Origin of the sequence: Corynebacterium sp. 74A (assembly GCF_008930665.1) — a bacterium.
Lineage (GTDB): Bacteria > Actinomycetota > Actinomycetes > Mycobacteriales > Mycobacteriaceae > Corynebacterium > Corynebacterium megadyptis.
On sequence record NZ_PQMG01000001.1, the window covers coordinates 167,323 to 191,349 of the forward strand.

At 64.3% G+C, this 24,027-nt stretch carries 21 protein-coding genes; 5 read left to right on the top strand and 16 right to left on the bottom strand.

The genetic code is table 11. The annotated features are described in order from the left end of the window. Nucleotides 1-10: 10 nt before the first annotated feature. From GBB11_RS00730 to GBB11_RS00785, 12 genes are all read right to left on the bottom strand, one after another. Nucleotides 11-517, bottom strand: coding sequence for a PH domain-containing protein (locus tag GBB11_RS00730; RefSeq protein WP_151548623.1), 507 nt, complete (start codon nucleotides 515-517; stop codon nucleotides 11-13). A gap of 137 nt (nucleotides 518-654) precedes the next feature. Further along, the gene (gene ribH, locus GBB11_RS00735; RefSeq protein ID WP_151548624.1) at nucleotides 655-1,125 is read right to left on the bottom strand and encodes a 6,7-dimethyl-8-ribityllumazine synthase; all 471 of its coding nucleotides are present in this window, start codon (nucleotides 1,123-1,125) and stop codon (nucleotides 655-657) included. 4 nt (nucleotides 1,126-1,129) lie between these two features. Next, nucleotides 1,130-2,407 (bottom strand): bifunctional 3,4-dihydroxy-2-butanone-4-phosphate synthase/GTP cyclohydrolase II, encoded by a 1,278-nt coding sequence (locus tag GBB11_RS00740; RefSeq protein ID WP_151548625.1) that lies wholly within the window; start codon nucleotides 2,405-2,407, stop codon nucleotides 1,130-1,132. Next, on the bottom strand, nucleotides 2,400-3,026 hold the full coding sequence (locus GBB11_RS00745) for a riboflavin synthase (RefSeq protein WP_151548626.1): 627 nt from the start codon (nucleotides 3,024-3,026) through the stop codon (nucleotides 2,400-2,402). Before GBB11_RS00745 ends, GBB11_RS00740 begins: the two co-directional genes overlap by 8 nt. Further along, entirely contained in the window at nucleotides 3,027-4,055 is a 1,029-nt protein-coding gene (ribD, locus tag GBB11_RS00750; protein ID WP_151548627.1) for a bifunctional diaminohydroxyphosphoribosylaminopyrimidine deaminase/5-amino-6-(5-phosphoribosylamino)uracil reductase RibD, read from the bottom strand. Nucleotides 4,056-4,066: 11 nt separating this feature from the next. Next, nucleotides 4,067-4,729, bottom strand: coding sequence for a ribulose-phosphate 3-epimerase (gene rpe, locus GBB11_RS00755; protein WP_151548628.1), 663 nt, complete (start codon nucleotides 4,727-4,729; stop codon nucleotides 4,067-4,069). Between the two features lie 21 nt (nucleotides 4,730-4,750). Continuing rightward, entirely contained in the window at nucleotides 4,751-6,334 is a 1,584-nt protein-coding gene (locus tag GBB11_RS00760; protein WP_151548629.1) for an RsmB/NOP family class I SAM-dependent RNA methyltransferase, read from the bottom strand. Continuing rightward, nucleotides 6,331-7,287, bottom strand: a complete 957-nt coding sequence (gene fmt / locus GBB11_RS00765) for a methionyl-tRNA formyltransferase (protein ID WP_151548630.1) — start codon at nucleotides 7,285-7,287, stop codon at nucleotides 6,331-6,333. Before fmt ends, GBB11_RS00760 begins: the two co-directional genes overlap by 4 nt. Before the next feature lie 86 nt (nucleotides 7,288-7,373). Beyond that, nucleotides 7,374-7,877, bottom strand: coding sequence for a peptide deformylase (gene def / locus GBB11_RS00770; RefSeq protein ID WP_151548631.1), 504 nt, complete (start codon nucleotides 7,875-7,877; stop codon nucleotides 7,374-7,376). A gap of 252 nt (nucleotides 7,878-8,129) precedes the next feature. Further along, on the bottom strand, nucleotides 8,130-8,435 hold the full coding sequence (locus GBB11_RS00775; protein ID WP_151548632.1) for a hypothetical protein: 306 nt from the start codon (nucleotides 8,433-8,435) through the stop codon (nucleotides 8,130-8,132). Between the two features lie 3 nt (nucleotides 8,436-8,438). Beyond that, complete coding sequence (locus tag GBB11_RS00780; RefSeq protein WP_151548633.1) at nucleotides 8,439-10,001, bottom strand: glycerol-3-phosphate dehydrogenase/oxidase; 1,563 nt, start codon at nucleotides 9,999-10,001, stop codon at nucleotides 8,439-8,441. Further along, complete coding sequence (locus tag GBB11_RS00785; protein ID WP_151548634.1) at nucleotides 9,998-10,576, bottom strand: TetR/AcrR family transcriptional regulator; 579 nt, start codon at nucleotides 10,574-10,576, stop codon at nucleotides 9,998-10,000. The genes GBB11_RS00780 and GBB11_RS00785 overlap by 4 nt, the downstream gene beginning before the upstream one ends. Before the next feature lie 228 nt (nucleotides 10,577-10,804). Between GBB11_RS00785 and GBB11_RS00790 the strand changes: the two genes are divergently transcribed. Both GBB11_RS00790 and GBB11_RS00795 read left to right on the top strand, forming a co-directional pair. Beyond that, nucleotides 10,805-12,391, top strand: a complete 1,587-nt coding sequence (locus GBB11_RS00790) for an FAD-binding oxidoreductase (RefSeq protein WP_151548996.1) — start codon at nucleotides 10,805-10,807, stop codon at nucleotides 12,389-12,391. Continuing rightward, on the top strand, nucleotides 12,388-13,311 hold the full coding sequence (locus tag GBB11_RS00795) for a diacylglycerol kinase (RefSeq protein WP_151548635.1): 924 nt from the start codon (nucleotides 12,388-12,390) through the stop codon (nucleotides 13,309-13,311). The genes GBB11_RS00790 and GBB11_RS00795 overlap by 4 nt, the downstream gene beginning before the upstream one ends. Before the next feature lie 145 nt (nucleotides 13,312-13,456). Here the strand turns inward: GBB11_RS00795 and GBB11_RS00800 are convergent, their stop codons facing one another. After that, nucleotides 13,457-15,364 (bottom strand): YhgE/Pip family protein, encoded by a 1,908-nt coding sequence (locus GBB11_RS00800; RefSeq protein ID WP_151548636.1) that lies wholly within the window; start codon nucleotides 15,362-15,364, stop codon nucleotides 13,457-13,459. 557 nt (nucleotides 15,365-15,921) lie between these two features. On the opposite strand from GBB11_RS00800, the gene GBB11_RS00805 reads away from it, so the two are divergent. Then, nucleotides 15,922-17,466, top strand: a complete 1,545-nt coding sequence (locus GBB11_RS00805) for a glutamate-cysteine ligase family protein (protein ID WP_151548637.1) — start codon at nucleotides 15,922-15,924, stop codon at nucleotides 17,464-17,466. A gap of 82 nt (nucleotides 17,467-17,548) precedes the next feature. Further along, nucleotides 17,549-17,980, top strand: a complete 432-nt coding sequence (locus GBB11_RS00810) for a hypothetical protein (protein WP_225979077.1) — start codon at nucleotides 17,549-17,551, stop codon at nucleotides 17,978-17,980. A 77-nt stretch (nucleotides 17,981-18,057) separates the two neighbouring features. On the opposite strand, the gene GBB11_RS00815 is transcribed toward GBB11_RS00810, so the two are convergent. Together GBB11_RS00815 and GBB11_RS00820 are read right to left on the bottom strand one after the other, a co-directional pair. Next, nucleotides 18,058-18,570, bottom strand: a complete 513-nt coding sequence (locus GBB11_RS00815; RefSeq protein WP_151548638.1) for a DUF421 domain-containing protein — start codon at nucleotides 18,568-18,570, stop codon at nucleotides 18,058-18,060. Between the two features lie 57 nt (nucleotides 18,571-18,627). Then, nucleotides 18,628-19,092: an ASCH domain-containing protein gene (locus tag GBB11_RS00820; protein WP_151548639.1), complete on the bottom strand. Its 465-nt coding sequence runs from the start codon at nucleotides 19,090-19,092 to the stop codon at nucleotides 18,628-18,630. Between the two features lie 217 nt (nucleotides 19,093-19,309). Between GBB11_RS00820 and GBB11_RS10785 the strand changes: the two genes are divergently transcribed. Next, on the top strand, nucleotides 19,310-19,450 hold the full coding sequence (locus GBB11_RS10785; protein WP_192796334.1) for a hypothetical protein: 141 nt from the start codon (nucleotides 19,310-19,312) through the stop codon (nucleotides 19,448-19,450). A gap of 155 nt (nucleotides 19,451-19,605) precedes the next feature. Here GBB11_RS10785 and GBB11_RS00825 read toward each other — a convergent pair whose 3' ends face one another. Continuing rightward, a complete protein-coding gene (locus GBB11_RS00825; protein ID WP_151548640.1) occupies nucleotides 19,606-23,790 on the bottom strand; it encodes an AAA family ATPase in 4,185 nt (1,394 codons plus the stop codon). Nucleotides 23,791-24,027 lie beyond the last annotated feature (237 nt).

Consider the following 24,027-nt stretch of genomic DNA (forward strand, 5'->3'; position numbering starts at 1 on the left):
GTGGGCCGGGTTAGTCTTGGGGCATATACCTGGACTCAAGTTCACGGAACTCGGTAACGGCGCTCACCACCTGTTCCCCATCGCGGGCGAAGAAGGCCCACATGGGAACAAACTCGAAGTCCGGAAGCTCTAGCCGCGCGGCGGGGCTTTTCTTGGGAAAGGACAGCCCGTAGATCAGCTGCCACGGGTAGAAGCGGGTGCCAATGAAGTTGCGTACCTCTACCCCATCTGCGTTGGCCCGCACGCGAGGACGGCGAATGCCCCAGCACAGCCACACGAATACGAGGCCGATGCCCACGAAGGCCCATTGGTCGATGGGGGTGACGGCGGCGCCGGTGTCGCCCACAGCCACCACGAAGGCCATGAAGATGTGGACGGCGAGCACCACCGCCATGGATGCCCAGGAAATCACGCGCAACATCCGAGACGTCACCACGAGCTCCCAAGGCTTATTGGTAGTGGTGGCCGCATCCGCCGAGACATACGTCTGAAGGTTCTCTTCGCGAGAGCTAGTCACTATCTTTCCCAACCACTTTCTGCTTTTGCGTGGCACCGGGGTGCAACCGACGCCTTCACTATCACTAGACCAAACTTACCTGCCTGCATGCTCAAGGGCTAAAAACTCCGGCAGCCGAGCGCGCCGACGGCCGCCTCTTAGCGACGCAGCCGCGCCAGCGTTGCCGCAGTGTGCAGCGCCGCCACGGTGGCCTCCGCTCCCTTGTCCTCGACCGACTCAGGGAAGCCGGCCCGCTCGCGGGCCTGTTCTATGGTGTGGGTAGTCAGCACCCCATTGCCGACTGGGGTGCGCTCGTCGAGGGCGACACGGGTGAGTCCCTCGGTGACAGAATCACAGACATAGTCAAAGTGCGGAGTTCCGCCCTGGATCACGCAGCCAGTGGCGACGACGGCCTCACACTGCTCGGCCAGCGCCTGGGCCACCACCGGCAGCTCGAGGGCGCCCATCACGCGGGCCTCGATCACCCTGGCGCCCAGCTCCTTAGCTTGGGCGATGGCGCGGGCGTGCAGCTGATCGCAGATCTCCTCGTTCCAGGTGGCGCTCACAATGCCCACAGTCAGGCCCTCTACCTTGATCTGCGGGGTGCTGGGGAGTCCTTCTTTGGCCATTTATTTAGCTCCTTCTCGGCTCGGTGCTGGGGTGGGTCGCGTCCCACTGCTCGACCACGGGAAGATCGTGTCCCATGCGGTCGCGCTTGGTTCGCAGATAGCGGATATTGTCCTCGTGGGCCTCGACCGGCACGGGGGTGCGTTCGGCAATAGTGAGCCCGTGGCCCTCGATCCCATGCCGCTTGGCCGGGTTATTGCTCAGGAGGTTTAGCGAGCGTATGCCTAAGTCCTTGAGGATCTGCGCCCCCGTGCCGTACTCGCGGGCATCGGCCGGATAGCCGAGGGAGAGATTGGCATCGACAGTATCCGCTCCTCCATCCTGCAGCTGATAGGCCTTGAGCTTGGCGAGCAGCCCGATACCGCGGCCCTCATGGCCCCGCATGTAGAGCACCACGCCGCGGCCTCGTTGCTGCACCATCGCCATCGAGCTGTGCAGCTGCTGGCCGCAGTCACAACGCCGCGAGCCGAAAGCATCGCCGGTGAGGCATTCGGAGTGGATGCGCACCAGCACATCCTCACCGCCGGCGCTGGCGGGATCGCCCACCACCAGTGCAACATGCTCGGTCCCATCGACGAGGCTGCGGTAGCCGATCGCACGGAAGGTGCCATAGTCGGTGGGCAGCACCGTGTCGGTGACCCGCTCGACCAGTGTTTCTTTGCGGCGGCGATAGTCGATGAGCTGCTCGATGGAGATCAGGCGCAGCCCCTGCTCATCGCAGAAGCGCCGCAGCTCTGGGGCTCGGGCCATATCGGTGGGATCGTCTTCGGAGACCACCTCACAGAGCACCCCGGCGGGGCGCAGCCCCGCCAGCCGAGCGAGGTCCACGGCTGCCTCGGTGTGGCCGGCGCGCACCAGCACCCCGCCGGCCCGCGCCCGCAGCGGCACCACGTGGCCGGGGCGGGTGAAGTGATCCGGGGTGCTGGAGGGATCAGCCAGCCGGCGCACGGTCTCGGCGCGACAGCTCGCGGAAATACCGGTGGTGCCGGTATTGGCGTCCACGGTCACGGTATAGGCGGTGCCGCGGGCGTCCTCGTTATGCGCGGTCATCGGCGGCAAACCCAGCCGGTCGCAGTCGGCGGCCGGCAGCGGGGCGCAGATATAGCCGGAGGAATAGCGCACCATAAAGGCCATGAGCTCGGGAGTGGCTTTTTCGGCGGCGAAGATAATATCGCCTTCGTTTTCGCGGGTTTCATCATCCACGACCACCACGGCTTTACCCTCGCGGATATCGCGCAGCGCCTCCTCCACGGAGTCCAGGCGCACGCCTGCATGATCAGTCATCCTGCGGGGTGTCCTTTCCATCGCGCGGCGCAGCGCCGAGGGTCATCTTCTCCACATACTTGGCGATCACATCGACCTCGAGGTTCACCGTGTCCCCGGGCTGTAGCTCGCCGAGGATGGTATCGCGCAGCGTGGTGGGAATGAGCGAGACCTCGAAGTACTCCTCCCCCACGGCGCTCACGGTCAGTGAGGTGCCGCTGACGGTGATGGAGCCTTTCTCTACCACATAGCGCGCCAGCGGGGTGGGCAGGCTGAAGCGAACGACTTCCCAACGCTCGCCCGGGGTGCGCGAGAGCAGCGTGGCGACGCCGTCGACATGCCCCTGCACAATATGGCCGCCGAAACGACCGCCGGCGGCCATGGCGCGCTCGAGATTCACCGCATCGCCCACCTGGAGCTGTCCGATGCTGGAGCGATCGAGGGTCTCCTGCATCACGTCCACGCTGAAGCTCGTGGCGTTCCACTCCGTGACAGTCAAGCACACGCCATTGACGGCAATGGAGGCGCCGGCGGTGGCGTCTTCGAGCACGCGGGTACAGGCGATGCTGAGACGCGCCGAGTCACTGCCATGATCGATGGCGGCCACCTGGCCGATTTCTTCCACGAGTCCGGTGAACATTTATTCCTTCCTGGTTGCGAGCAGCCGGTGGGCCTGCGGGGATCGTGCGATAACAAGTACGTCGTTATCGAGGACTTCGCTTGATTCAAGCACAAAACGACGCTGCTCGGAGATAGTAGTCGCCAGCCCGCCGGTGCTGATCCCGCGGCCACTGCCGAGCAGGGTGGGCGCGGTATAGGACTCGAGGGCGTCTACGAGCCCCGCCCGCAGCAGGGAGCCGGCCACGGCTGCCCCGCCTTCGATGAGCACATCTACGTGCCCGCGCTGCCGGAGGTAATTCAGCAGTTCTTCGATGCTGGCGCACTGGCGCACGCCGCGGCGGTACAGGTGACTCTCGGGCGGCAGGGCACGCGTGCCGAGCACGATCGCCTCGGGCTGGTGGGGATACTCCTGCCCCTCGAGGGTGCGGGCGCTCAGGCGCGGATTATCGGCCCACACCGTGCCGGTACCCACCACGATGGCATCGCGGCGGGAGCGATCCTCGTGTACTCGGGTGCGGGCGACCGGGCCGGTGATCCACTGGCTGGTGCCATCGGCGGCGGCGCTAAACCCGTCGAGGGTATGCGCTGTTTTCAGCGTCAGATGCGCCCGGCCAAGGCGGGTACTGACAAGCCAAGGTACGAGTGGGCCGCTGCGCAGCTGCGGATGCTGCACGACCCGCACCCCATGAGCGCGCAGCCGCTCGGCCCCGCCCGCGGCCACGGGATTGGGATCGGCGTGAATATAGTGCAGCTCAGCGATACCTGCCTCCAGCAGTGCCTCGACGCAGGGGCCGGTGCGGCCAACGTGGGTGCAGGGTTCGAGGGTGACGAAGGCGCAGCCGCCACGAGCAGCAGCCCCCGCAGCGCGCAGGGCCTGGATTTCAGCGTGGTCCCCACCGGGTGGCTGGGTGGCGCCCTCGCCCAGAATGCGGCGCTGGGTGGCATCGGTGATCACACACCCCACCGCTGGGTTGGGTGCGGTCGTGCCGGCAACTGCACGGGAGAGCTCGATGGCGCGGCGCAGCAGCGCCGCCGGGTCTAGCTGCATTAGCGCGGGGTTTAGCGGGCGCCAGCGGCCAGCTCCCGAAGCCGATCCACCTCTGCCCCGGGATCCTCCGCGCCAAAGACAGCGGAGCCGGCCACGAAGGCATCGCAGCCTGCGGCCGCGGCCTGCTCGATGGTGCCGGCGCCGATACCGCCATCGATCTCGATGAGAGTGGATAGACCGCGGGAGTCGATCTCCGCCCGCAGGGCGCGCACCTTCTCCAGCTGCTCCGGCATGAAGGACTGGCCGCCGAAGCCGGGCTCCACGCTCATCACCAGCACGAGGTCGAAGTGCTCGAGGTCGCTGAGCAGCGGTTCAATGGGGGTGCCAGGCCGCAGGGAGAATCCAGCCTTGACCCCATGGGCCCGAATCTGGCGGGCCACGGCCACGGGATCGTCCACGGCTTCGACGTGGAAAATAATGCAGTCGGCGCCGGCCTTGACGTAGGTGTCGATCCAGGCCTCGGGGCGCTCGATCATCAAGTGCACATCGAGGTGGGTATCGGTGTGATCATTGACATTGGCGGTCACACCGGGACCGAAGGAGAGGTTGGGCACAAAGTGGCCATCCATGATGTCCACGTGCAGCCAATCGGCGTTGGCCACGCGATCAATCTCCGCACCGAGGGCGGTGAAATCGGCGGCAAGAATCGAGGGGGCGATGATCGGGGTACTCATGCCCTCGATCATACGACACCCTTAGGACACACTCTTTTTGCGCAGCACCGCGCAGAACATCGCGTCGGTGCCATGACGGTGCGGCCACATGTGCGCCGAGAGGTACTCGCCCACCTGCTCCATGGGCGCCAGCAGGGGCCGTACATCCAGCTCTTCCAGCTCCGGGTGCTCCCGCAACGCCCTATCCACGATCTCTCGGGTTTCGCGCAGATCCGGAGAGCAGGTGGAATAGAGGATCACTCCCCCCTCCCGGACCAATTGAGCGGCGGAATCCAGCAGCTCCGCTTGCAGGGCGGTGAGCTCGGCGATATCGCTCTCCGATTTGGTCCAGCGGGCTTCGGGGCGGCGTCGTAAAGAGCCCAGCCCAGAACAGGGGGCGTCGACAAGGATGCGGTCATAGCCAGGGCGTAGCCCCGGGGAGCGGCCATCTGCCTCATGCACCGTGACCGGCAGGCCCTCGGTGGCGTTGCGCACCAACTTCGCGCGGTGCGGGGCCGGCTCCACCGCGTCCACGGCGGCACCGTCGATACCAGCAATCGCGGCGATGAGGGCCGCCTTGCCGCCAGGGCCGGCGCAGAGATCCAGCCAGCGGCCGCTATCCTCGCCCAGCAGCGGGGCCTCGGTGAGGGCGCGGCCGATGAGCTGGCTGCCCTCGTCCTGCACGGCCGCCAGTTTCTCCTGCACCGGCGGGCACTCCGCAGGATCGCCCCCGGGCAGGTAGACGGCATAAGGGCTATAGGCGCCCTCCTCGCCGCCGCTGATTAAGGCCAATTCCTCAGCGCTCATCAGCCCCGGCTTGGCCACCAGGTGCACGGTGGGCCGCTCCGAGTTGGCCGCCAAGGCCTCTTGAAGTTCCGCGGCCTGGCCCTCAGCATCCAGCCCCAGCGCCGCCGCGAAAGAGCGAGCGATCCACGTGGGGTGCTGGGCGCGGAAGGCGGTGCGGGCGATACCCATAGTCGGCCCGGCGTCATCCAGCCACTGCTCGAGACTGGAGCGGCTGATGGTGCGCAGGGTGCCGTTGACGAAGCCGGTGGCGCGCTCATGGCCCAAGCCGCGGGCCATGCGCACCGAGGTATCGATCGCCGCATGGGGCTCCACGCGGGTATAAAGAAGCTGGTAGGTGCCCAATTCCAGGACTGCGAGCAGCTCGGGCGTGATGTCTTTGAGCGGCCGTGCGGCAGCGCGGGAGACGATCGCGTCCAGCACACCGCGGGCCCGGAGGCTGCCATAGGCCAGCTCGGTGGCAAAGGCGGCGTCGCGGCCGGACATCCTCTGCTCGCGCAGCAGATTCGGCAGCAGCAGATTGGCATAGGCCTGATCGCGACGCACCGCCATGAGTGTCTGCAGCGCCACGATGCGCGCCAGATCCACTTCATTGGCCCGCAGGTTCTTCACCTGCTGGCGTGGGCTGAGCCCGCCGGCTGCGTGCTGGCCCCCGCGACGCCGATCCTGGCCGCGGCTGCGCCCAGCATCGCGGGAGTGCGAGACCACCGATCCGCGATCACGGCGCTCGCCCCGACCGCCACGCTGCTCGCTGCGCTCGCTACGCTTCGCCGAACGCGGCCCTTTCTTAGCACGGGAACGGAACCCACCACTGCTACTCATCGCCACTGCATCCCTTCTGCGTCTGCTGCCTGCACCCCGCGCGCCCACGCGGTGGCCTCCATCATTTTCTTCCCCGGTAGTTGCACTTTCTCCACCACTAGCGGCGTGGTGCCGGTGCCGAGGAATACGGCCTTTTTGGTTATCGCCACCGCACCCGGCGCCAGAGTGGGCGCAGCGTCGGATTCCTCGGCGATACGGGCGGCACCGATCTTGACCCGCTTCTCGGCCGCATCGAGCACCCAGGCACCCGGCGCCGGGGTAAAGGCGCGAATGGCGCGGTCGACGGCGATCGCCGGCTGGCTGAGATCCAGCTTGGCATCCTGGGTGCTGATCTTCGGCGCATAGCTGGGCTCGCCCTGCTGGGCCCGCGCCTCAATAGCGCCGGCCTCCAGGCCATCCATGGTGGCGACGAGCAGCTCCGCCCCAGCATAGGCGAGGGTGGTGAGCAGATCATCGGCATTATCGCGCGGGCCGATGCGCTGGGTGAGGGTGCCGAGCACCGGGCCGGTATCCAAGCCTTCTTCAATGCGGAAGGTGGAGGCGCCGGTGATGTCGTCACCGTGCAGAATCGCGGATTGCACAGGAGCTGCGCCACGCCAGGCCGGCAACACCGAAAAGTGCAGGTTCACCCAGCCGTGCGGGGCGGAATCGAGCATATCGCCGGGGATGAGCTGGCCATAGGCCACCACCGGAATACAGTCCGGTGCCAGCTCAGCGAGGCGCTGGCGCACGGCCGCACCATCCTCACTGCCGTGCTTCAACGTGGCGGGTTTGAGCACCTCGATGCCGCGTGTCTCGGCGAGGGCCGCGACGGGCGAGGGACTGAGTTTCTTGCCGCGACCGCGCCGGGCGTCCGGCTGGGTGATCACGGCAACGACCTCGTGTTCGGAGTCAAGCAGCCTGCTGAGGGCCACGACGGCGGGTTCGGGGGTGCCGGCAAATACTAGGCGCATGGGGTGAGGGGATGTCCTTTGACAAGCTCGCGAAGATGGGCAGTGATGCGTCGATAAGCATAGTGCAGCGGGAAACGATGCCGCTGCTAGAACCACTCGGAGGCGCGGATCTCGGCCATGGCCTCCTTGCGCAGCGCGGGGCTGAGGCGGGAGAGGAAGAGCACGCCATCGAGGTGATCGGTTTCGTGCTGCACACAGCGGGCGAGCAGCCCCGTGGCCTCGAAGCTGATCTCCTCGCCCTCGAGATCCTGCCCGGTGCAGCGGATACGGGCGGCGCGCTCGACATCCTTGTGCACCCCCGGAATGGAGAGGCAGCCTTCATTACCTAATTCGGTGTCCTCATCGAGGGCCTCCCACCGCGGATTAATGACGACCCCGCGGGCGCCCTCGGTCTCGTGGGAGCAATCGTAGACAAAGATGCGCTGCAGAATCCCCACCTGATTCGCCGCCAGGCCCACCCCGTGGTGTTCCTCCATGGTCTCGAGCATGTCCTCGGCCAGGGTGCGCAGCGCGCTATCGAATGTGGTGATCTCATCGGCGCGGCTGCGCAGCACGGGATCGCCGAATAAACGAACCTCTCGAATGGTCATGGTGACAGAGTCTCCTTGGACGTTCACTGGGATAGATCAGAATTAACTCCCCCACTATAAGCACCGCGCCCCTCTCAGCGGGCATACTGCGCGGGGCGTGCACGCTTATCGACGCCACCCTGACGCCAGCAGCCCTCCCCGCGACGCGCACAAAGGCCGCTGCCGCCGACAACGCCACGCGGCCCGCCCCGGCTTCCTCTCAAGGAGAGCGGGACGGGCCGTGATGTCTCGACCGCATATATTAAGGTGCTGCTAGCAGTTGTGCGCGAGCTGCTCGCCTTGGGTGGGCGTGATGGCGGCGATGGCGGAGGCAGCCGCGATGCCACTGGTGCGCTCGAAGTGCAGGGGCTCGGGCACCCCCGCCGCTTGGGCTGCGGCCGCAAGACCCGCGGAGCGCGGGGTGGGGGTATGCGCCGCGGCTTTCTTCGTGGAGTGGGAGCGGGCGATCGCCAGCTGGATGGCCTTGGCCACCAGCCCGGGCTTATTCACCTGGGCCCAGGAGAGCAGGCGGGCGATGCCGTGGGTGCTCATGCGGGTGATGCGCTGAGACAGGGTCATGGTTTAGTCCTTTTCTTGTCCTGCATGCACTGCCTCAACAATGCTGCTCACTTCGTCATAGGCTGCCTCGCGGTCACGCTCCACGAGGCCGATGCGGGTGCGGCGGTCGAGGATATCCTCCACCGTCAGCGCCCCTTCGTGGGTGAGGGCGAAGGCGATCTCGGCGCGGGTGATATCCAGCCCAGCTACCCGGTCGAGGGGGCGCTCGATCGGGGCCGCAGCCACCACCGTGGGGGCCTCGTAGCCATAGCGCTCCACCAAAGAGGTGGGCAGGCCCTCCAGCTCGGCCGCGGTGACCCGCAGCATATCGGGATGGGTGGGAGCGCCCACATAGGGCAGGGTGTGGGTGCGGCAGGGGCCGGCGCGTAGACCCCTGCGGCGCAGGATCTCATCGATGGCTTCCTCGGCCATGAGGCGGAACTCGGTGTATTTGCCGCCGACGATCGAGATTAGCCCGGTGGGGGCCTCGATGGTGCTGTGGCGGCGGGAGAGATCCGCGGTGTTGCCATCCCCGCCGGCGTCGATGAGCGGGCGCAGCCCCGTGAAAGCGCCGATGACGTCCTCGCGCGTGAGCGCGGTGCCTAGGCCGCGGTTGATGGCGTGGAGGATGAACTCGATATCCTCCTCTGGGGTGGGCGGCACATCCGGAATCGGGCCGGGGGTGTCCTCATCGGTCAGACCAATGTAGACGCGGCCGAATTGTTGCGGCAGCAGGAACACGTAACGGGAGATGGACCCGGGCAGCGGCACGGTGAGCGCACCGGTGGGATTGCCGAGGGTGGCGGCATCCACCACGATATGGGTGCCGCGGGAGGGACGGATGGTGATCTCGGGATCCACTGCCCCAGCCCACACTCCGGTGGCATTGACCACCGCGCGAGCGGAGATGCTGAACTCGGAGCCGTCGAGCACATCGCGCACGGTCACCCCGCTGCCGTGGGCCTGCACCACTTCGGCCTGGGTGATAATGCGCGCACCTTCGCCGGCGGCGGTGCGGGCCACGGCGGTGACGATGCGGGCGTCATCGATCATCTGCCCGTCATAGTTCACCCAGGAGCCGCGGAGTTTCTCCTGCGATGCGGTGGGACACAGCTTGAGGGTTTCCTTCTTGGAGGCATAGCGGGAGCGCGGCAGCACCGCGGAGCTGGTGCCGGCCGCAATGCGCAGCATATCGCCGGCGATAAAGCCCAGGCGCATCGCCGCCTTTTGTACCAGATTGGTGTCTGCGCCCAGCAGGGCCACCTGCGGCAGTGCCCGCACCAAGTGCGGGGCGTTATGCTCCATGAGCAAGCCGCGCTCCTTGGCGGAGTGCAGCGCGATGCCGATCTCGAACTTGGCCAGATAGCGCAGGCCCCCGTGGGCCAGCTTGGAGGACCAGCGGGAGGTGCCGAAACCGAGGTCGCGCCGCTCGAGCAGCACGGTGTTCAGGCCGCGGGTGGCGGCATCGAGCGCGATACCGGCGCCGGTGATGCCACCGCCGATGACCACGAGATCAATATCTGCGGGGTTGTCTTTGAGATAGGCAATATCCTCCGCACGACGAGCTGCGTTTAAGGCAGTGTTCATGGCAGTACGTACCCTTCTAGGATGATTCTCAATTCTTGGTCCCAGGTGCTGCTGGGCTGGTGCGCGCGAAGAATCGGCGCGAAGATGCGGGAGCTTAATGCGGAGTGCTGCAGAATCGAGCAGCACATGGTGGCTAGGGCGTGCGCATTGCGCTGGCAGATGGTCTCGGGCGCCTGCTGCTGCACGCGCTCGATCACCTGCTCGAGGATGGCGATGATCCTGATCTGCGACTCGCCGAGCCGCCGGAAGAAGTAGGTTCCCAGCAGCTCGGGCTGCTCCTCCACGATGATGGTGATCACGGGGTGCACGGCCACCATCCGGGCCGCATCCAGCAGGGCCTCCACCAGCTGCGGGCCGGTGGCGGGCTGCCGCTGCAGCGACATCGTGACCTCGATCAATTCGTGGGTGAGCAGCTTGCTGATCACGGCGTCCTTGCCGGAGAAACGCGCATAGAGCGTGGGGCGCGAAATCTTGGCCCCGCGGGCCACTGCGGACATGGTGGTACCGCGAATGCCCGCCTCGAGCACGAGCTCGCGGGCGGCCTGCATAATCGCTTGGTCAATATCGATCCCCATGGCTTCATTCTCGCCGACGCAGCTACGGGGGTGTCAACAACTCCCGCTTTACATCTTTTAGCCGCCCACCTTTGGAAACCGTATCCACCCAGCTCAGGCAGCATCCCTGCATGCAGGGGTGAACTTTACACACCCCGCTCTACGACGCCTTTTGGCTGCTACACCCTCTTTCGGGCCCCCGAACGCGCTTGTAGCGTGAGCGATATGAACACTCTGCCTACTCCCCCCATGTCCTTTTCCATCTGGGGTACTGAACAGGAAGCCAAGCCTCTCAGCGCGAACCTGCAGTCGCTGGTGAGCAAGGTTGTCGGTTCCACCACTCCCCGACCCGCCCCCGCCCAGCCGGATGTGAAGATCACCGAGTCCGCGCTGAGCGAGGCCCAGATCGAGCAGCTGGCCGCGATCGTCGGCGCCGGCTATGTCACCCAAGATCGCGAGCAGCGCATCCCGCGGGCCCGCGGCAAGTCCTACTTTGACCTCCTCGATTGGCGCGAGGACGCCGTGATCGATGTCCCCGATGCCGTGATCGCCCCGGCCAGCAACGATGAGGTGCTGGCGATCCTGCAGTGGTGCACGAACGAGCGCGTGGCCGTGGTTCCCTTCGGCGGCGGCACCTCCGTGGTCGGCGGCGTCTCTCCGCTGCGCGGTGACTTCGACGCCGTGCTCAGCCTGGATCTGGCGCGCTTCGACGCCATCGAGAATGTGGATCCCATCAGCGGCGAGGCCACCCTGGGCGCGGGCATGTCCGGCCCCCACGCCGAGATCGCCCTGGCCGAGCATGGCCTGCAGCTCGGGCACTTCCCGCAGTCCTTCCCCTACGCCACCATTGGCGGTTTCGCCGCCACCCGCTCCTCGGGGCAAAACTCTGCCGGCTATGGCCGCTTCGACGAGATGGTGGCCTCGATGGAGGTCGTCACCCCCACCGGCATCACCACCGTTGGCGACGCCGCCCCGGCCTCGGCCGCCGGCCCAGACCTCAAGGAGGTCTTCCTCGGCTCCGAGGGCGCCTTCGGCGTGATCACCAAGGTGCGGCTGAAGGTGCACCCCATCCCCGAGGCCAAGGAGTACGAGGCCTTCGTCTTCGAGGACTTCGCCCACGGCGTTGCCGGGGTACGGGCGGTGGAACAACAGGGCACCGGCCCCACCGTGATTCGTCTCTCCGATGAGATCGAATCCGCCACAAACCTGACCTCCACCGATGCGATCGGCGAGTCCGATGCCGCCGCCCCGCACGGCTGCCTGTGTCTGACCATGTACGAGGGTACCCGCGAACATGTGGCCTCCCGCCATGAGGAGACCCGCAACCTCTTGCTGTCGATGGGCGCCACCTCCGTCGGAGAAGCCCCCGTGCGCAAGTGGGAGAAGGGCCGCTTTGGCGCGCCTGTACTGCGTGATGCCCTGCTCGATGCCGGTGTGCTCTGTGAAACCTTCGAAACGGCCACCACGTGGAGCAATGTGCCGGCGCTGAAGAAGACCGTCACAGCCGCTGTCACCGCCTCCCTCGGCGATGGCGATTCGGTGGCCCTTGTGCTCTGCCACGTATCCCATGTCTACGCCAATGGCTGCTCGCTGTATTTCACCATCCTTGGTGCGCAGAACGATCAGCCACTCCAACAGTGGAGCACCGCCAAGCGCGCAATCCTGCAGGCCATCACCGATCATGGCGGCACCATCACCCACCACCATGCGGTGGGCAAGGATCACGCGGGCTTCATGGACAAGGAAGTCGGCGAGATGGGCCTTGGCGTGCTGCGCGCAATCAAGAGCCACCTCGATCCCGCCGGGATCTTAAACCCAGGAAAGCTGCTGCCATGAATGAGATCGCGATCTACCAACGCGAGATCTCTCGGGTAGCGCTACTGACCAATCCTGCCGCCGGCAAGGGCGTGGCGAAGGCGAAAAGTGCCAGCGCGGAGCGCCGCTTCAACGAGCTCGGTATCGATGTGGTGAGCATCTCGGGCGCTACTCCCGCCGCCTCGGCCGAGCTGGCCCACGAGGCCGTGGCCTCCGGGGTGGATGCGCTGGTGGTCTGCGGCGGCGATGGGCTGATCAATCTGGCCCTGCAGGCCCAGGCCACGACCGATGTGCCGCTGGGTATCATTCCGGCGGGTACGGGTAATGATCACGCCCGCGAATACGGGCTGCCGCTGGATCCGGAGAAAGCCGCCGAGCTCATCGCGCGCGGGGTGTGCCTGCGCACCGACCTCGGCGTGATGCGCACCGATAGCGGCCACGAACGCTTCTTTGGCACCTGCGTCACCCAAGGTTTCGACTCGATCGTCACCGAGCGCACCAATACCATCTCCTGGCCCAAGGGCTCGGCCCGCTATGTGGTGGCGATTCTGCTCGAATTCCTCCACTTCCATTCCATCCCGTCCAAGATCTACCTTGACGGCACACTGGAGATCGATGAGCAGATCACTCTTGCCGCCGTGGGCAATACCCGCTCCTATGGCGGTGGCATGAAAATCTGCCCCGATGCCCTCCACAGCGATGGGCTGCTGGATCTCACGGTGTTGGGAAGGATGAACCGCTACAACGTAGCGAAGAAGTTCCCGCGCATCTACACCGGCAACATCCGCAGCGTCGACGGCGTGCACCAGTATCGTGCGAAGGAGATCCGCATCGAGATGCCGAATATGCCTGTCTACGCCGATGGGGACCGCTTCGATCTGCTGCCCATCACCTACTCCGTCGCCCGCAACGCCGGCTTCTACCTCATCCCAACCCCTTAAACACCGATTCACCCCTCCCCGTGGTTGCACAGGGAGGGGTGTTTTCTATGCTTATCGACGCCTACTCGCAGCCCACCCACCCCTGCGGCTATAGCGAAGACGCATCCGCCCCGTAGCCGATGCCACGGGGCGGATGGGTGCTGTTTTAGCGGGCGTCGATCAGCTCGGGCTCTGTGTCCTCCTCGACCTCCATCACGGCCGGGCGCTGCCGGTAGCGGAGAATGAGAACGGAGATGATTAGGCACAGCACCGTCATGACCAGCAGCAGGAACGCGGCGCTGAGATACATCGCCCCGGTATCGCCTTCCACGCCACCGATGAAGAGGTTGCGCGCATAGGTCATGGGGTGAATATCGTGCAGCAGGCGCAGCGGCTTCGGCGTGAGCTGGATGGGCCAGACGCCACCGAAGCTGAAGACGCCGTAGGCGAAGAATCCCAGCGCCAGGGTGCCGCCGATGAGCCGACCGAAGGCGATGCGCAGCAGCTGGAAGAATGCGGTGCCATTGACGGCGAGGATCACCAGGCCGAGGGCGAAGGCGGCGCGGTGCTGCACGCTAAAGCCGAGCAGGGTGCCCAACCAGGTGAGCAGGAAGAGCAGCGCAGTATTCGCAGCGGCGACGAGTCCGAAGCCGCTAAGCACCTGCCAGAGCGGGCGGCGCTCCGAATGGCGACCCAGAATATGCGGGGCGAGCATGCTCACCAGCACCATCATGAGGATGCCGAAGACCAAGATGAGGATGAAGGTGACGCCACCGGAGAGCTGCTTGGAGGTGGGATCGTTGAGATCCTGCAGCTCCTGGACGGGGTTGCGGTAGTCCTGGGAGTACACCACGGGCACCGCCATCTGCTGCGAGGAGGCCGCGATATTGCTGATCGTAGGTGCCTGTGCGGCGCCATCGACCAGGCCGGTGCGCAGCTGGCCGGTGCCGTCTTTGAGCTGGCGGACGCCGTCGTCAAGCTGATAGGTGCCATCGAGCATCTGTCCCATGCCATCGTCGAGCTCCACCGAGCCGGAGCGCAGCTGCCCCGTGCCGTCCTTGAGCTGCAGCACACCGGAAAGATACGGGGCCTGGGGATTATTGAGGTTATAGCTCATCTCCGCCGTGCCGTTTTTCAGCAACTGCAGCTGATTGGCGAGCCCCTCGGGGTTATTATTGTCCAGCCCGGAGACGATCTCCTCGAGCTTCGCGGCCTCCTTGTGCAGCTGCACGGTATGCAGCACCGAGATCATGGGCCGTAGCTGCTCGGCGGCCGCACCGGCCTGGCGTGCCAGCGGAATGAGCTTATCGGTCAGCTGGCCCACGCCCGCATCAATCTGGGCGGCGCCAGCGCCGAGCTGGCCAGTGCCATCGAGCAGCTGGGCCATGCCATCATCGAGTTGGGCGGCGCCATCGCGCACCTGGGCGGTGCCGTCCTTGAGCTGATGGGCGCCATCGATCCCCTGCTCGGTGCCATCTTTGAGCATGGCGGCGCCATCATCGAGCTGCACCGCGCCATCGGCGGCCTCAGTGAGGCCATCGCCGAGCTGGTTCATGCCCGCGAGGATCTCGCTGGAATAGCCCTCAGTGATGCCGGCTTGGATACCGGCTTGGATGCCGGGGATCAGCCCCGCGGTCAGCAGCGGCGTATTGGTGCCGTAGTGATCGTTATAGGAGATCACCACCTCGGCCTGGTGGGGTTGATCATCAATCACCGTGGCCACCTGTTTCGAGAAATCACGGGGAATGGAGATGGTGGCCACATAGACACTTTCTTTCATCCCCGTGCTGGCCGCCTCTGCCGAGATCGAGTCCACATTGAGGTAGCTGGTCTCCACCAGCCCTTTTTCAATGTCGTCGCCAAAGTTCACCTGCTGCCCATCCTGGGTGGTGCCTTCGTCCTCATTGACTAGAGCGATCTGCACATCATCGAGGAAGTGCGAGGGATCCCACATGGACCACATCCATGCGGCCGCCACCAGAAGCGGTGCAACAAGCACCAGCACAATGGCAGAGCGGATGGCAACACGGCGCTTCCGGCCGTAGAGCGGGGGTGTGATTCGCCTAGTTTTCATGATGTATGTCTCGCCTCTACAACTCGCAGTGGACGGTGATACGGCGCGATACCTACCGCCTTAGGAGATCAGCAGGTGTATGCACCGTTGTTTTTTCGACACACTCCCCCTCAGAATGCGGGTAGCCGGCGGGCCGACCCTATCTCGTGTTGAGAACCGAAGACGCCCATCGACTATCGGAGCATCTTCGCACGTCAGGCGTGGGAGCGGTGTCTTAGACCTGAGAGTATTGACCACAATGAGTGCTGAATAGGCGTTCTTTACAGCTTTATGCAGATACGTACATAGCGTGGGGTAGCCCGATCATCGCTGCAGGTCACAGAAGAATCCGCAGCGTAGAGCCCGATATATCGTCACCCCCGTACCCTTTACAGGTGACAGAGCTAACCAGTACCCACATTGTGGGGGAAACGCCACATTTTCTGAGTGAACCTGCTAATCGCTCCACCGAGAGGTGTCCTCGGGCCGCGGGGCTGGTGGGGCCAGAGAAGCGTCGATAAGCGGCGGCAGCGCAGCTGGCCGATAGATTCAAAAAACTATAACTATGATGGGGCAGCATGGGTGATGCAGTAAGTAATGAGACCTACACGCCGCGACAGCGCACGCGCTATCGCCAACGCCTCATGGATGATCTGGAGGTGTTTGACCGCCACCTCCAAGACGCCGAGTTCATCAACGAAGGCACCATCGGGCTCGAGCTCGAGCTCAACCTCGTCGATGAGAAGATGCAGCCGACGCTGTGCAATGACGCGGTGCTCGCCGAGCTCTCCGATGAGTACCAGTCCGAGATCGGGGCCTATAACGTCGAGCTGAATCATCCGCCGCTGTCCATCGCGGGCACGGGGCTGCAGGAACTGGTCGATGGGCTCACCGAACGCCTCGAGACCGTGCGCAAGGCCGCCGCCACTGCCGGCGCAGAGGTGGCGATGGTCGGCACCCTGCCGAGTGTGAGCACCGATTTTCTACGCGGGCCTTCGTGGATGACCCCCGAAAATCGCTATAAGGCGCTGTCCAACAGCATCGTGGAATCCCGCGGCGAACTCGTCCACATCGAGCTCGAACGGGAAGAATCCTACAACGAGGAATTCGAGGACATCGCGCCCGAATCCACCTGCACCTCCATCCAGCTGCATCTGCAGGTGGCACCGGATCGCTTCGCTGATGCGTGGAATGCCTCCCAAGCCATCGCCGGCGTGCAGACCGCGCTTAGCGCCAACTCCCCGCTTTTTGCGGGCCACAAGCTGTGGCACGAGTCCCGTATCCCCGTGTTTGAGCAGTCCATCGACACTCGCACCCCGGAGCTGATTCATCAGGGTGTGCGCCCGCGTGTCTGGTTTGGTGAACGCTGGATTACCAGCGCCTTTGACCTCTTCGAGGAGAATGTCCGCTACTTTTCGCCACTGCTGCCCGAGGACCGCCTCGAGGCCGGCACCCCCGTGGTGACCGATGGCAAACCCGGGCTTCACTACCTGAGTATGCAAAATGGCACCATTTGGCGGTGGAACCGCCCGATCTACGATCCCAATACCGAGTTGGCGCACATCCGCGTGGAAAACCGCCTCTTGCCGGCCGGGCCCACGGTGGCCGATATCGTCGCCGATGCCGCCTTCTACTACGGCATGGTGAAGTTCCTCGCCGATCAGACCCGCCCCGTGTGGTCGCGTCTAACCTTCGAGGATGCCGAACGCAACTTCTTCGCCGGCGCCCGCAATGGCCTCCACGCCAACATGACCTGGCCCACCCTCGGCACCATCCACGTCTCCGAGCTAGTCACCGAGCATCTGCTCCCCCAGGCCGAACAGGGCCTGAAGAACCTGCACGTCGACCCCGCACTGATCGACCGCTACCTCGGCATTATCGAAGGGCGCGCCCGGACCCGCCAGAATGGCGCCACGTGGCAGCTGGCCGCCCTCGACGATGCAGCCGCGACCATCATGGCCGAGGGCGCACGCTCACGCACCGCCGTCGAGACGCATAGCGACTCCCTCAACACCCCAGATTCACCGGTGCGGCGCGCGGCCATCACCCAGATGCTCAAGGCCTATCTCCGCAACCAGAAATCCGGGGAGCCGGTGCATACCTGGTCCACCAGCGTCTCCTAGGTGGTGGCTCGCGGACGGCGGAGCGCTTCTGTGCGCAATCATGTCGATGAGCGCGGATATGCACGGCCTACACTAGGTACACGTGAGCTGTTTTAAGAATCTCCCGTGCCGCTGTTCCTCCGACTCAATGCCGAACTCGCCGCTGCGTTCTGGCGTGTGGGCGAGCGTGTTTGGCCTCGCCGGAGCCCTGCACTTCGTGCACCCGCACAACTTCGATGCCATCGTGCCCGCAGCTGTGCCTGGCACCAAGCGCCAGTGGACCTACGCCAGCGGCGTCGCCGAGTTGGCACTCGCCGGCGCTATTGCCGCCACCACTCTCGCACCCAGCCTGCGCCCCTACCAGAACAAGCTGGTGGCTCCGGCCGCTGCTGTCTTCTTGGCAGCGGTGTGGCCGGCGAATATGAAGATGGCCTGGGACTGGCGGAATAAAAAGCCGCTGTTGAAAGCACTCGCATTCGCCCGCGTGCCCGCCCAGATCCCCATGATCAACTCCGTGCGCAAGCTCGGCGCCTGAGTCGCTTAGCGACGCTTAGTAGCGCCTAGCTGCGCTTAGTGGCACTTAAACGTGCCGGTGGGTGCCCTGAAGCTCCCCTATTTCCACGCATCCATGGCGGTGAGTGCCTCGCCGGAGCCCACAGCATCGGTGGTGATCACGGAGATCGTGCCATCGGTTTCCACGATCATCGCCGCGATCTGGCTGAGATCACCACGGCCCGCCGAGCGCGCCGCCTGGTAGATATCGGCCGTGCCCACGCGCGCCTTCTTCATGCCCGCATCGAGCATCACCCCGTCGCGCACCACCACGATCGCATCGGCGGTGACGATCTCGCGCAGCGTCGTGGAGTGACGGATGACTGTGGCCACGACGTATTGCAGCCCAAGCAAAATGGCGATAGCCACAATGCCGGTGGCGTAGCTGAGATCCTTCGTCACCATCGCGGTCGAGAGGATCGAGCCGATGGCCACGGTCACAAGGAAGTCAAAGGCGTTGAGCTTCGCCAGCGAGCGCGCCCCTGCTATGCGCAGAAAAAACAGCAAGGTGACATAGCTGGCCGTTCCCACCGCGAGTGCCCGGATAATGGGAAACCACGAATCAAACCACATAGCTGCCAGTGTGCCCGACGAGCGCCGGCTAAGCGAGATCACCCCCGTTATGCGCAGCTAGATGAGCACGTCCTCTGGGGTGATCACCTCGAAACGCAGCAGCACTACTGGGGTGTGTGCGTCAAGCGATAATCCCGCAGCCCCCAGCTCCGCGCGGAATTCCTCCGATTCCCAGAACTCGCGATGGGCGTGCTCCCACTCGGCCACACTGTCATAGCCCTCCCCTTCATCGCGGCAGTGCTGCAGATCCACCTGATGCAGCGGCACTACCCGCACCGAGGTGGTACGGGTGACACACACCGGCTGATCCGCGCTATCGACTACCAGCTCATAGCCGCCGAGCAACTGCAGCGGATCTATGCCCTCGCGCTCGTACTCCACCACAAGGCCCGTGGTGGTCGTTTTCCGACCATCCATAATCGCCGCCACCAACTGATCTCTCAGTGGGCCGGGAAAGGCGTACTCCCCCACCGGAATACGCCCGCGCAGCGCCTGAAGCGCGGTGATGTTCTGCGTGACCATGTACGCCATTCTGGCACGAGCCCCTCGATGTCGTGAGCGCGCAGGCGCTGGGCCGGCTGGGGCGCACGTAGTGGTGGCCGCGCTAGAATCGCACTCGGCTCCGTCCTCTCACGGGGACGGCTTCTTTCGTCGCTGCGCGGTGTACCCGCGCGCGATCGTGAGTACCTCGCGCAGCACTGCTTGGCGAGAGGATCACAGCGAGAGAAAGGAGGTGCTATTGGCTCCAACGCCTGAACGCACGCCCGGTCGAGACGAAGAAAACCCCGGTGCCAGCCGGTCTAAGAAACTGACGCTGGCTACCGAGGTTCTACGCTTCTTGACCGCTATCGTGAAGCTCGCCGTGGCGATCTTCACCTAGGGTCATGTACCCGGCACCCTCACAGTGCTGCAACACCGTGGGGGTGTTTTTTAGTTCCAGCAGGGCGGTGGTACGTGCTCTGCTGTTAGCTCCGAGTATAAGACCCGTCCTCCCAGCGCCGCAACGGCGGCGTTCACCCCTGCCTGCCGCTGCGTTTAGGCGCCACCACTCTCCCACTGTCCTTGGGAGTTGTCTTTCTCTGCGGGCGGGGATGTCGCCTCCTCTGTGGAGTCATCGGCGCTGAGTTTCGCGGCCCCCAGCGCGCACAAACGGATGATCCATTGGAGGGTGAACAGAGCGAAGAGCAGAATCAGCAGCATCAAGATGCCAGCGGCGATATCCTGCACTCGAGTCCACTCAAACGCAGCGGCAGTCACTCCAATGATCATTATGGCGATCCCCCACTTTAGCGTCGCCCACATCCGCTTCAACGCAGACTTGTGTTTGCGCTGTCGCCGTTGAAGCGTGGTTTCGTTGGGTTCCGCTGCGCGCTGCTGCTCTTCAGAGATAGCTGCGGCGTGGGCCTGGGCTGGCTTCTTCTCGTACGGCTCGTCGTCACCGTCCTTCTCGGGCGCTTCTTTCTTTTTCTCTTTCCCCTCCACGACGGCGTCGTCGCCATCGTCGTTATCGTCATCCTTGTTGAATCCGCCGGCGTTCCACTCGTTCCGATCTGCATCCTCGTCGGCGTCGGCGTCTCCCACTTCCCCGTTGTCCTCGGTATCAGGGGTGGCGGCGTCATCTTCCCACTCATCCCAGTCCGAGTCGTCATCATCACTGTCCTCGGTTGGGTGCGTATCGGGCTGCATTCGCAGCGTGTCAGCGAAGGGTTCCGCGGTCCACTGACTATCGTCTCCCTCCGCCTCGGCCGGCTGATGCGACTCGTACTCTTCATCGGAGACAGCCCGGCGCGACCGCGATCGAGGCGTGCTGTCGCTGGGGTTGTTCTCCGTTTGGAGTCTGGCGAGCATCGCAGCGAAGGGTTCTTTGCCCTCGGGGGTGTCGGCGCCGCCGTGGTTGCCGTCCATGGCGTCATCATTATCGGAGTCGCTGGTCTGCTCGCCGCTCAACGACGTGGCGCTGTTGAAGCTACTGCGCATCGAGGAGCTAGAGGCGACGCCGCCAAGGTCCATACGCTCAGACCTCGACCCCTCAGACATCGCATTCTCAGCTGTCCAGTCCGCGCTAGCTGGGTCCTCGCGGAGTGCTTCTTCGCTTCCCCACGGCGTCTCGGGTTCTGCCCGGAAGTGAGTGCCCTGACCGTGGGTGGTCTCCTCCTCCGGTGCGTCTTCTGCCTCCGAGAGGGCGTCCCATGCCGGGGCGAAGTCCCACGCTGCGGTGGCGTAGGTGAACTCTGGGGCACTGTCCTCCCACGAGTGAACGAGCTCACCGCGGGCAAGGGCGTCCAGGAATGTGTCGTCGTCGAGATCCTCGACGTTATCGATCAGCTCTGGCTCATCGTCGAGTTTCTTCTCTGCCCATGCGGTGAAGTCTCGGGCGAGGATGAGCGGTGTGCCGTAGCGCAGGGCGAGGGAGTTTTTGCCGTCGTCCGAATCAAGGTCATCGCTCACGAGCGCGTCGCAGCGGGTTTTGGACACGGCTTGTTTATATTCCAAACCGAGCAGCAGACATAGCTCATCGAGCACAGCCCCGTGCGGCCGGAGTTCTCCATGAACGTAGGTGGAGCCGCGAAACGCCACACGTGCCCCACTATCGAGCAGCTCTGCTGCTTCCTGCGGGCTGAGGACCCGCTGCCGCGGCGTGTCTGGGGTGGCTGCTTCTCCTGCGTTCTCGCTACGGGTGGCGGGATCATCGCCCGTATTCGCATCGGCGGCACTGGTGGCTGGCTCTGTCTCCGCCGCGGCCATCTCACTGAGCGCAGCAGCGTCCCACTCCTCGTCCCAGTTACTCTCCTCCTCGTCCCAGTCGCCATCCCATGCAGGCTCGTGCGCACTGGTCTCGTTCTCGGCTTCTTTCTGCGTGGGAACGTCAGCCCCAGTCGCCTCACTGGGCGCTTGAGTCGTGTTGTCGCACCAGCTATCGAAAGCCGCGAGATCAATGATCGGGAGACCAAACTCGCGGGCGCGCTTGGCTTTGCGGGAGGTGGAGCTAGGGTCGCCGACGATGAGAACGTCGCACTTTTTGCGGGATACGCCCCAGCGGTGCTCCAGATCATGGGCTGTGCATAGTTTCTCGAAGTCGCTGTCTGTGCGCTCATCCTCGCTGTTGTAGCCGCAGCCGCTAAACGCCACCCGGGTGCCGGGCACGAGCACGCTGTCGAGGTCGACGGTGCGTGGATCTACCTCGGGCAGCTCGATCTTCGCGCGGGTATTCGGGCGGGTTCTATCGAGGACTTCTCGGCGAAGGGCATAGTCCCACACCCCGCGCGAGATCGCCCATGCAGAAAGCAGCTCGGCGGTTTCTACCACCTCTTTGGCATCCTTCGCCTTGGTGGTGCCACCGAAGCAGCTGGCCCAGGCGTTATCGGAATCGGTGGCATGGTCCTGGTCGAGTTTCATCGGCTGCTGCTCGGCCCAGACCGGCTGGTACACCGCGCCTTCGGTGTGCGGGTTGGCTGGAGGTACAAGCACGCCGCGTTCGATGGCCATGCCCTTGCGCTTGTGGTGCTCGTACATCTCCAAGCAGCGATCGCGCAGGCTGGTTTTTTCGAGCGTGATACCCAAGTCGGCGCAGTCGTAGCCCACGCCGAGGTTGACGGCGAGACCACGCTCTTGATGGCGTATGACCCGCTCGAGTACAGCTAGGCGGTCTCCGACCACTAGCCCACCTGCGGCTTGGCGTAGCAGCAGCGGCCAGAAGTCGCTGAGATCGGGGGCTAGGGCGAGCCCGCGTGGCGGCACGTTCATTCGGCTGCCGAACTCCCCGAGATCGCAGTTGGGGTTGATCCAGCTCCCGAAGTCCGCCACGATCTTGCCCTTTTTCGCGATCACCACGTGCATGCGGGCGATGCGATCGGTAATTCCCAGGCTCACCCCGTCGAAGGCGATGAACACAAGGCGTTCGGGATTAATGCGGGGGCTGATGTCTCGTCGCACTCGCCGCATCACCGCGTTGCTGGCCTGCATATGCTGTGGAGTCAGTGGGCTGCTAAAGCGCAGATGCTCCATGTCCACTGCCCGCGACAGCGCTGCATACAACTGCCCGTTGGTGCCCATATTCTCGTGGACGTCTATGACGCAACGAGGAATGGTTGTCCCCTGTGCCTGATACACGGTCATTGCCCAGCCCGCCACGAGCGGGAATTGCGTGACACTGCCCGTCGATTCCGCGCACAACCGGCCATCCTTCACCGCCGGTCGCGTCACCTCCCAGCGATGGCGCTGAAACTCCACGGTCTCTTCCGAGTGATCAAGACGCACCGTAATCGTTGTCTGCGTGGCATGGGTGACGGTGCCGAAACTACCGTTGTAAAAACGCCCCTCCGGATCGTCGATGAGCACCCGGACCCGCATGCCACGGCCATACCGTAGCTCTTCTACGCCATTGAAAGAATTTTCTCTTGCGTTGCCCTCGTAGTGCGCGCGGGAGACGAGAAGCTGCCCCTCTAGCTTCTTAAGCTGCTGTTTATTGATCTTGTTCACTCGGCGGCTATAGGAGCTCAGCGTCACCCACTCCCCCGTATCCCCCGCGTCATGATCCACGAGGGTGTTCAGCGCGGCCAGCACCCGTGGTCCCGCAGATCCTTCGCGCATCTGGTTGAGGATCTCCACAAAAGTTGCGTCGGTGTGACGCCAGACTTTGCTCAGGGTGATCCGCTCCAGTTGCAGCGCCGGATACACCACTGCGGAGAAGAAATACGGGGTGGCCCAGCGCTCAAGAAAACGCTCCCGTTCATTTGCTCGGACAACAGGCGGCAGCTGTAGCTCATCCCCCACGAGCACCAACTGCACGCCACCAAAGGGTTGCTTGTTCTCTCGCACCAGGCGCAGCGCTCGGTCCATCATGTCAAAGTGATCGGCCCGCACCATGGAGATCTCATCCACGACCAGCACGTCGATGGCGCGCAGCGTGTCCTGTACCGCTTGCGAGGGGTTCCATGCCCCACCAGGAGCAACATCCTCGGGCCCCATATTCGGCCGGAACCCAAAGACCTTATGGATGGTGTAGCCATGCACCCTGTGGGCGGCCACGTTCGTCGGCGCAGTCACCATCACCGTGGGAACGAAGTCTGCTCCCGCATTGGTGGAAGGATCGAGGTGCTCGAGATAGAGGCTGAGCAGCGTGGATTTACCGCTTCCGGGTTTTCCGCTAATGAGTACATTTTTCCCCGCGCGGATCGCGTCGAGCGCATAATGAAACTCGGCGGTCATCATAATCGACATGCACAAATCTTTCAGGTCACGATAATAATGCAGAGATTGATTCTAATATCTCCGCACCGGTCTGCTCGGGAAAATCACCACACGAGTTTTTTTACCTTCCCTTTTCGCGCTTATCGACGCCCCTTCCCACCCCGAGGACCAGCACAGTGCAGCCGTGCTCACGCTGGGCCGGAACCGAACTAGGGACTGAGAGCCTCGTGCCGGTGTCGTGGAGTAGCCATAAAGCGTGGAGACCAC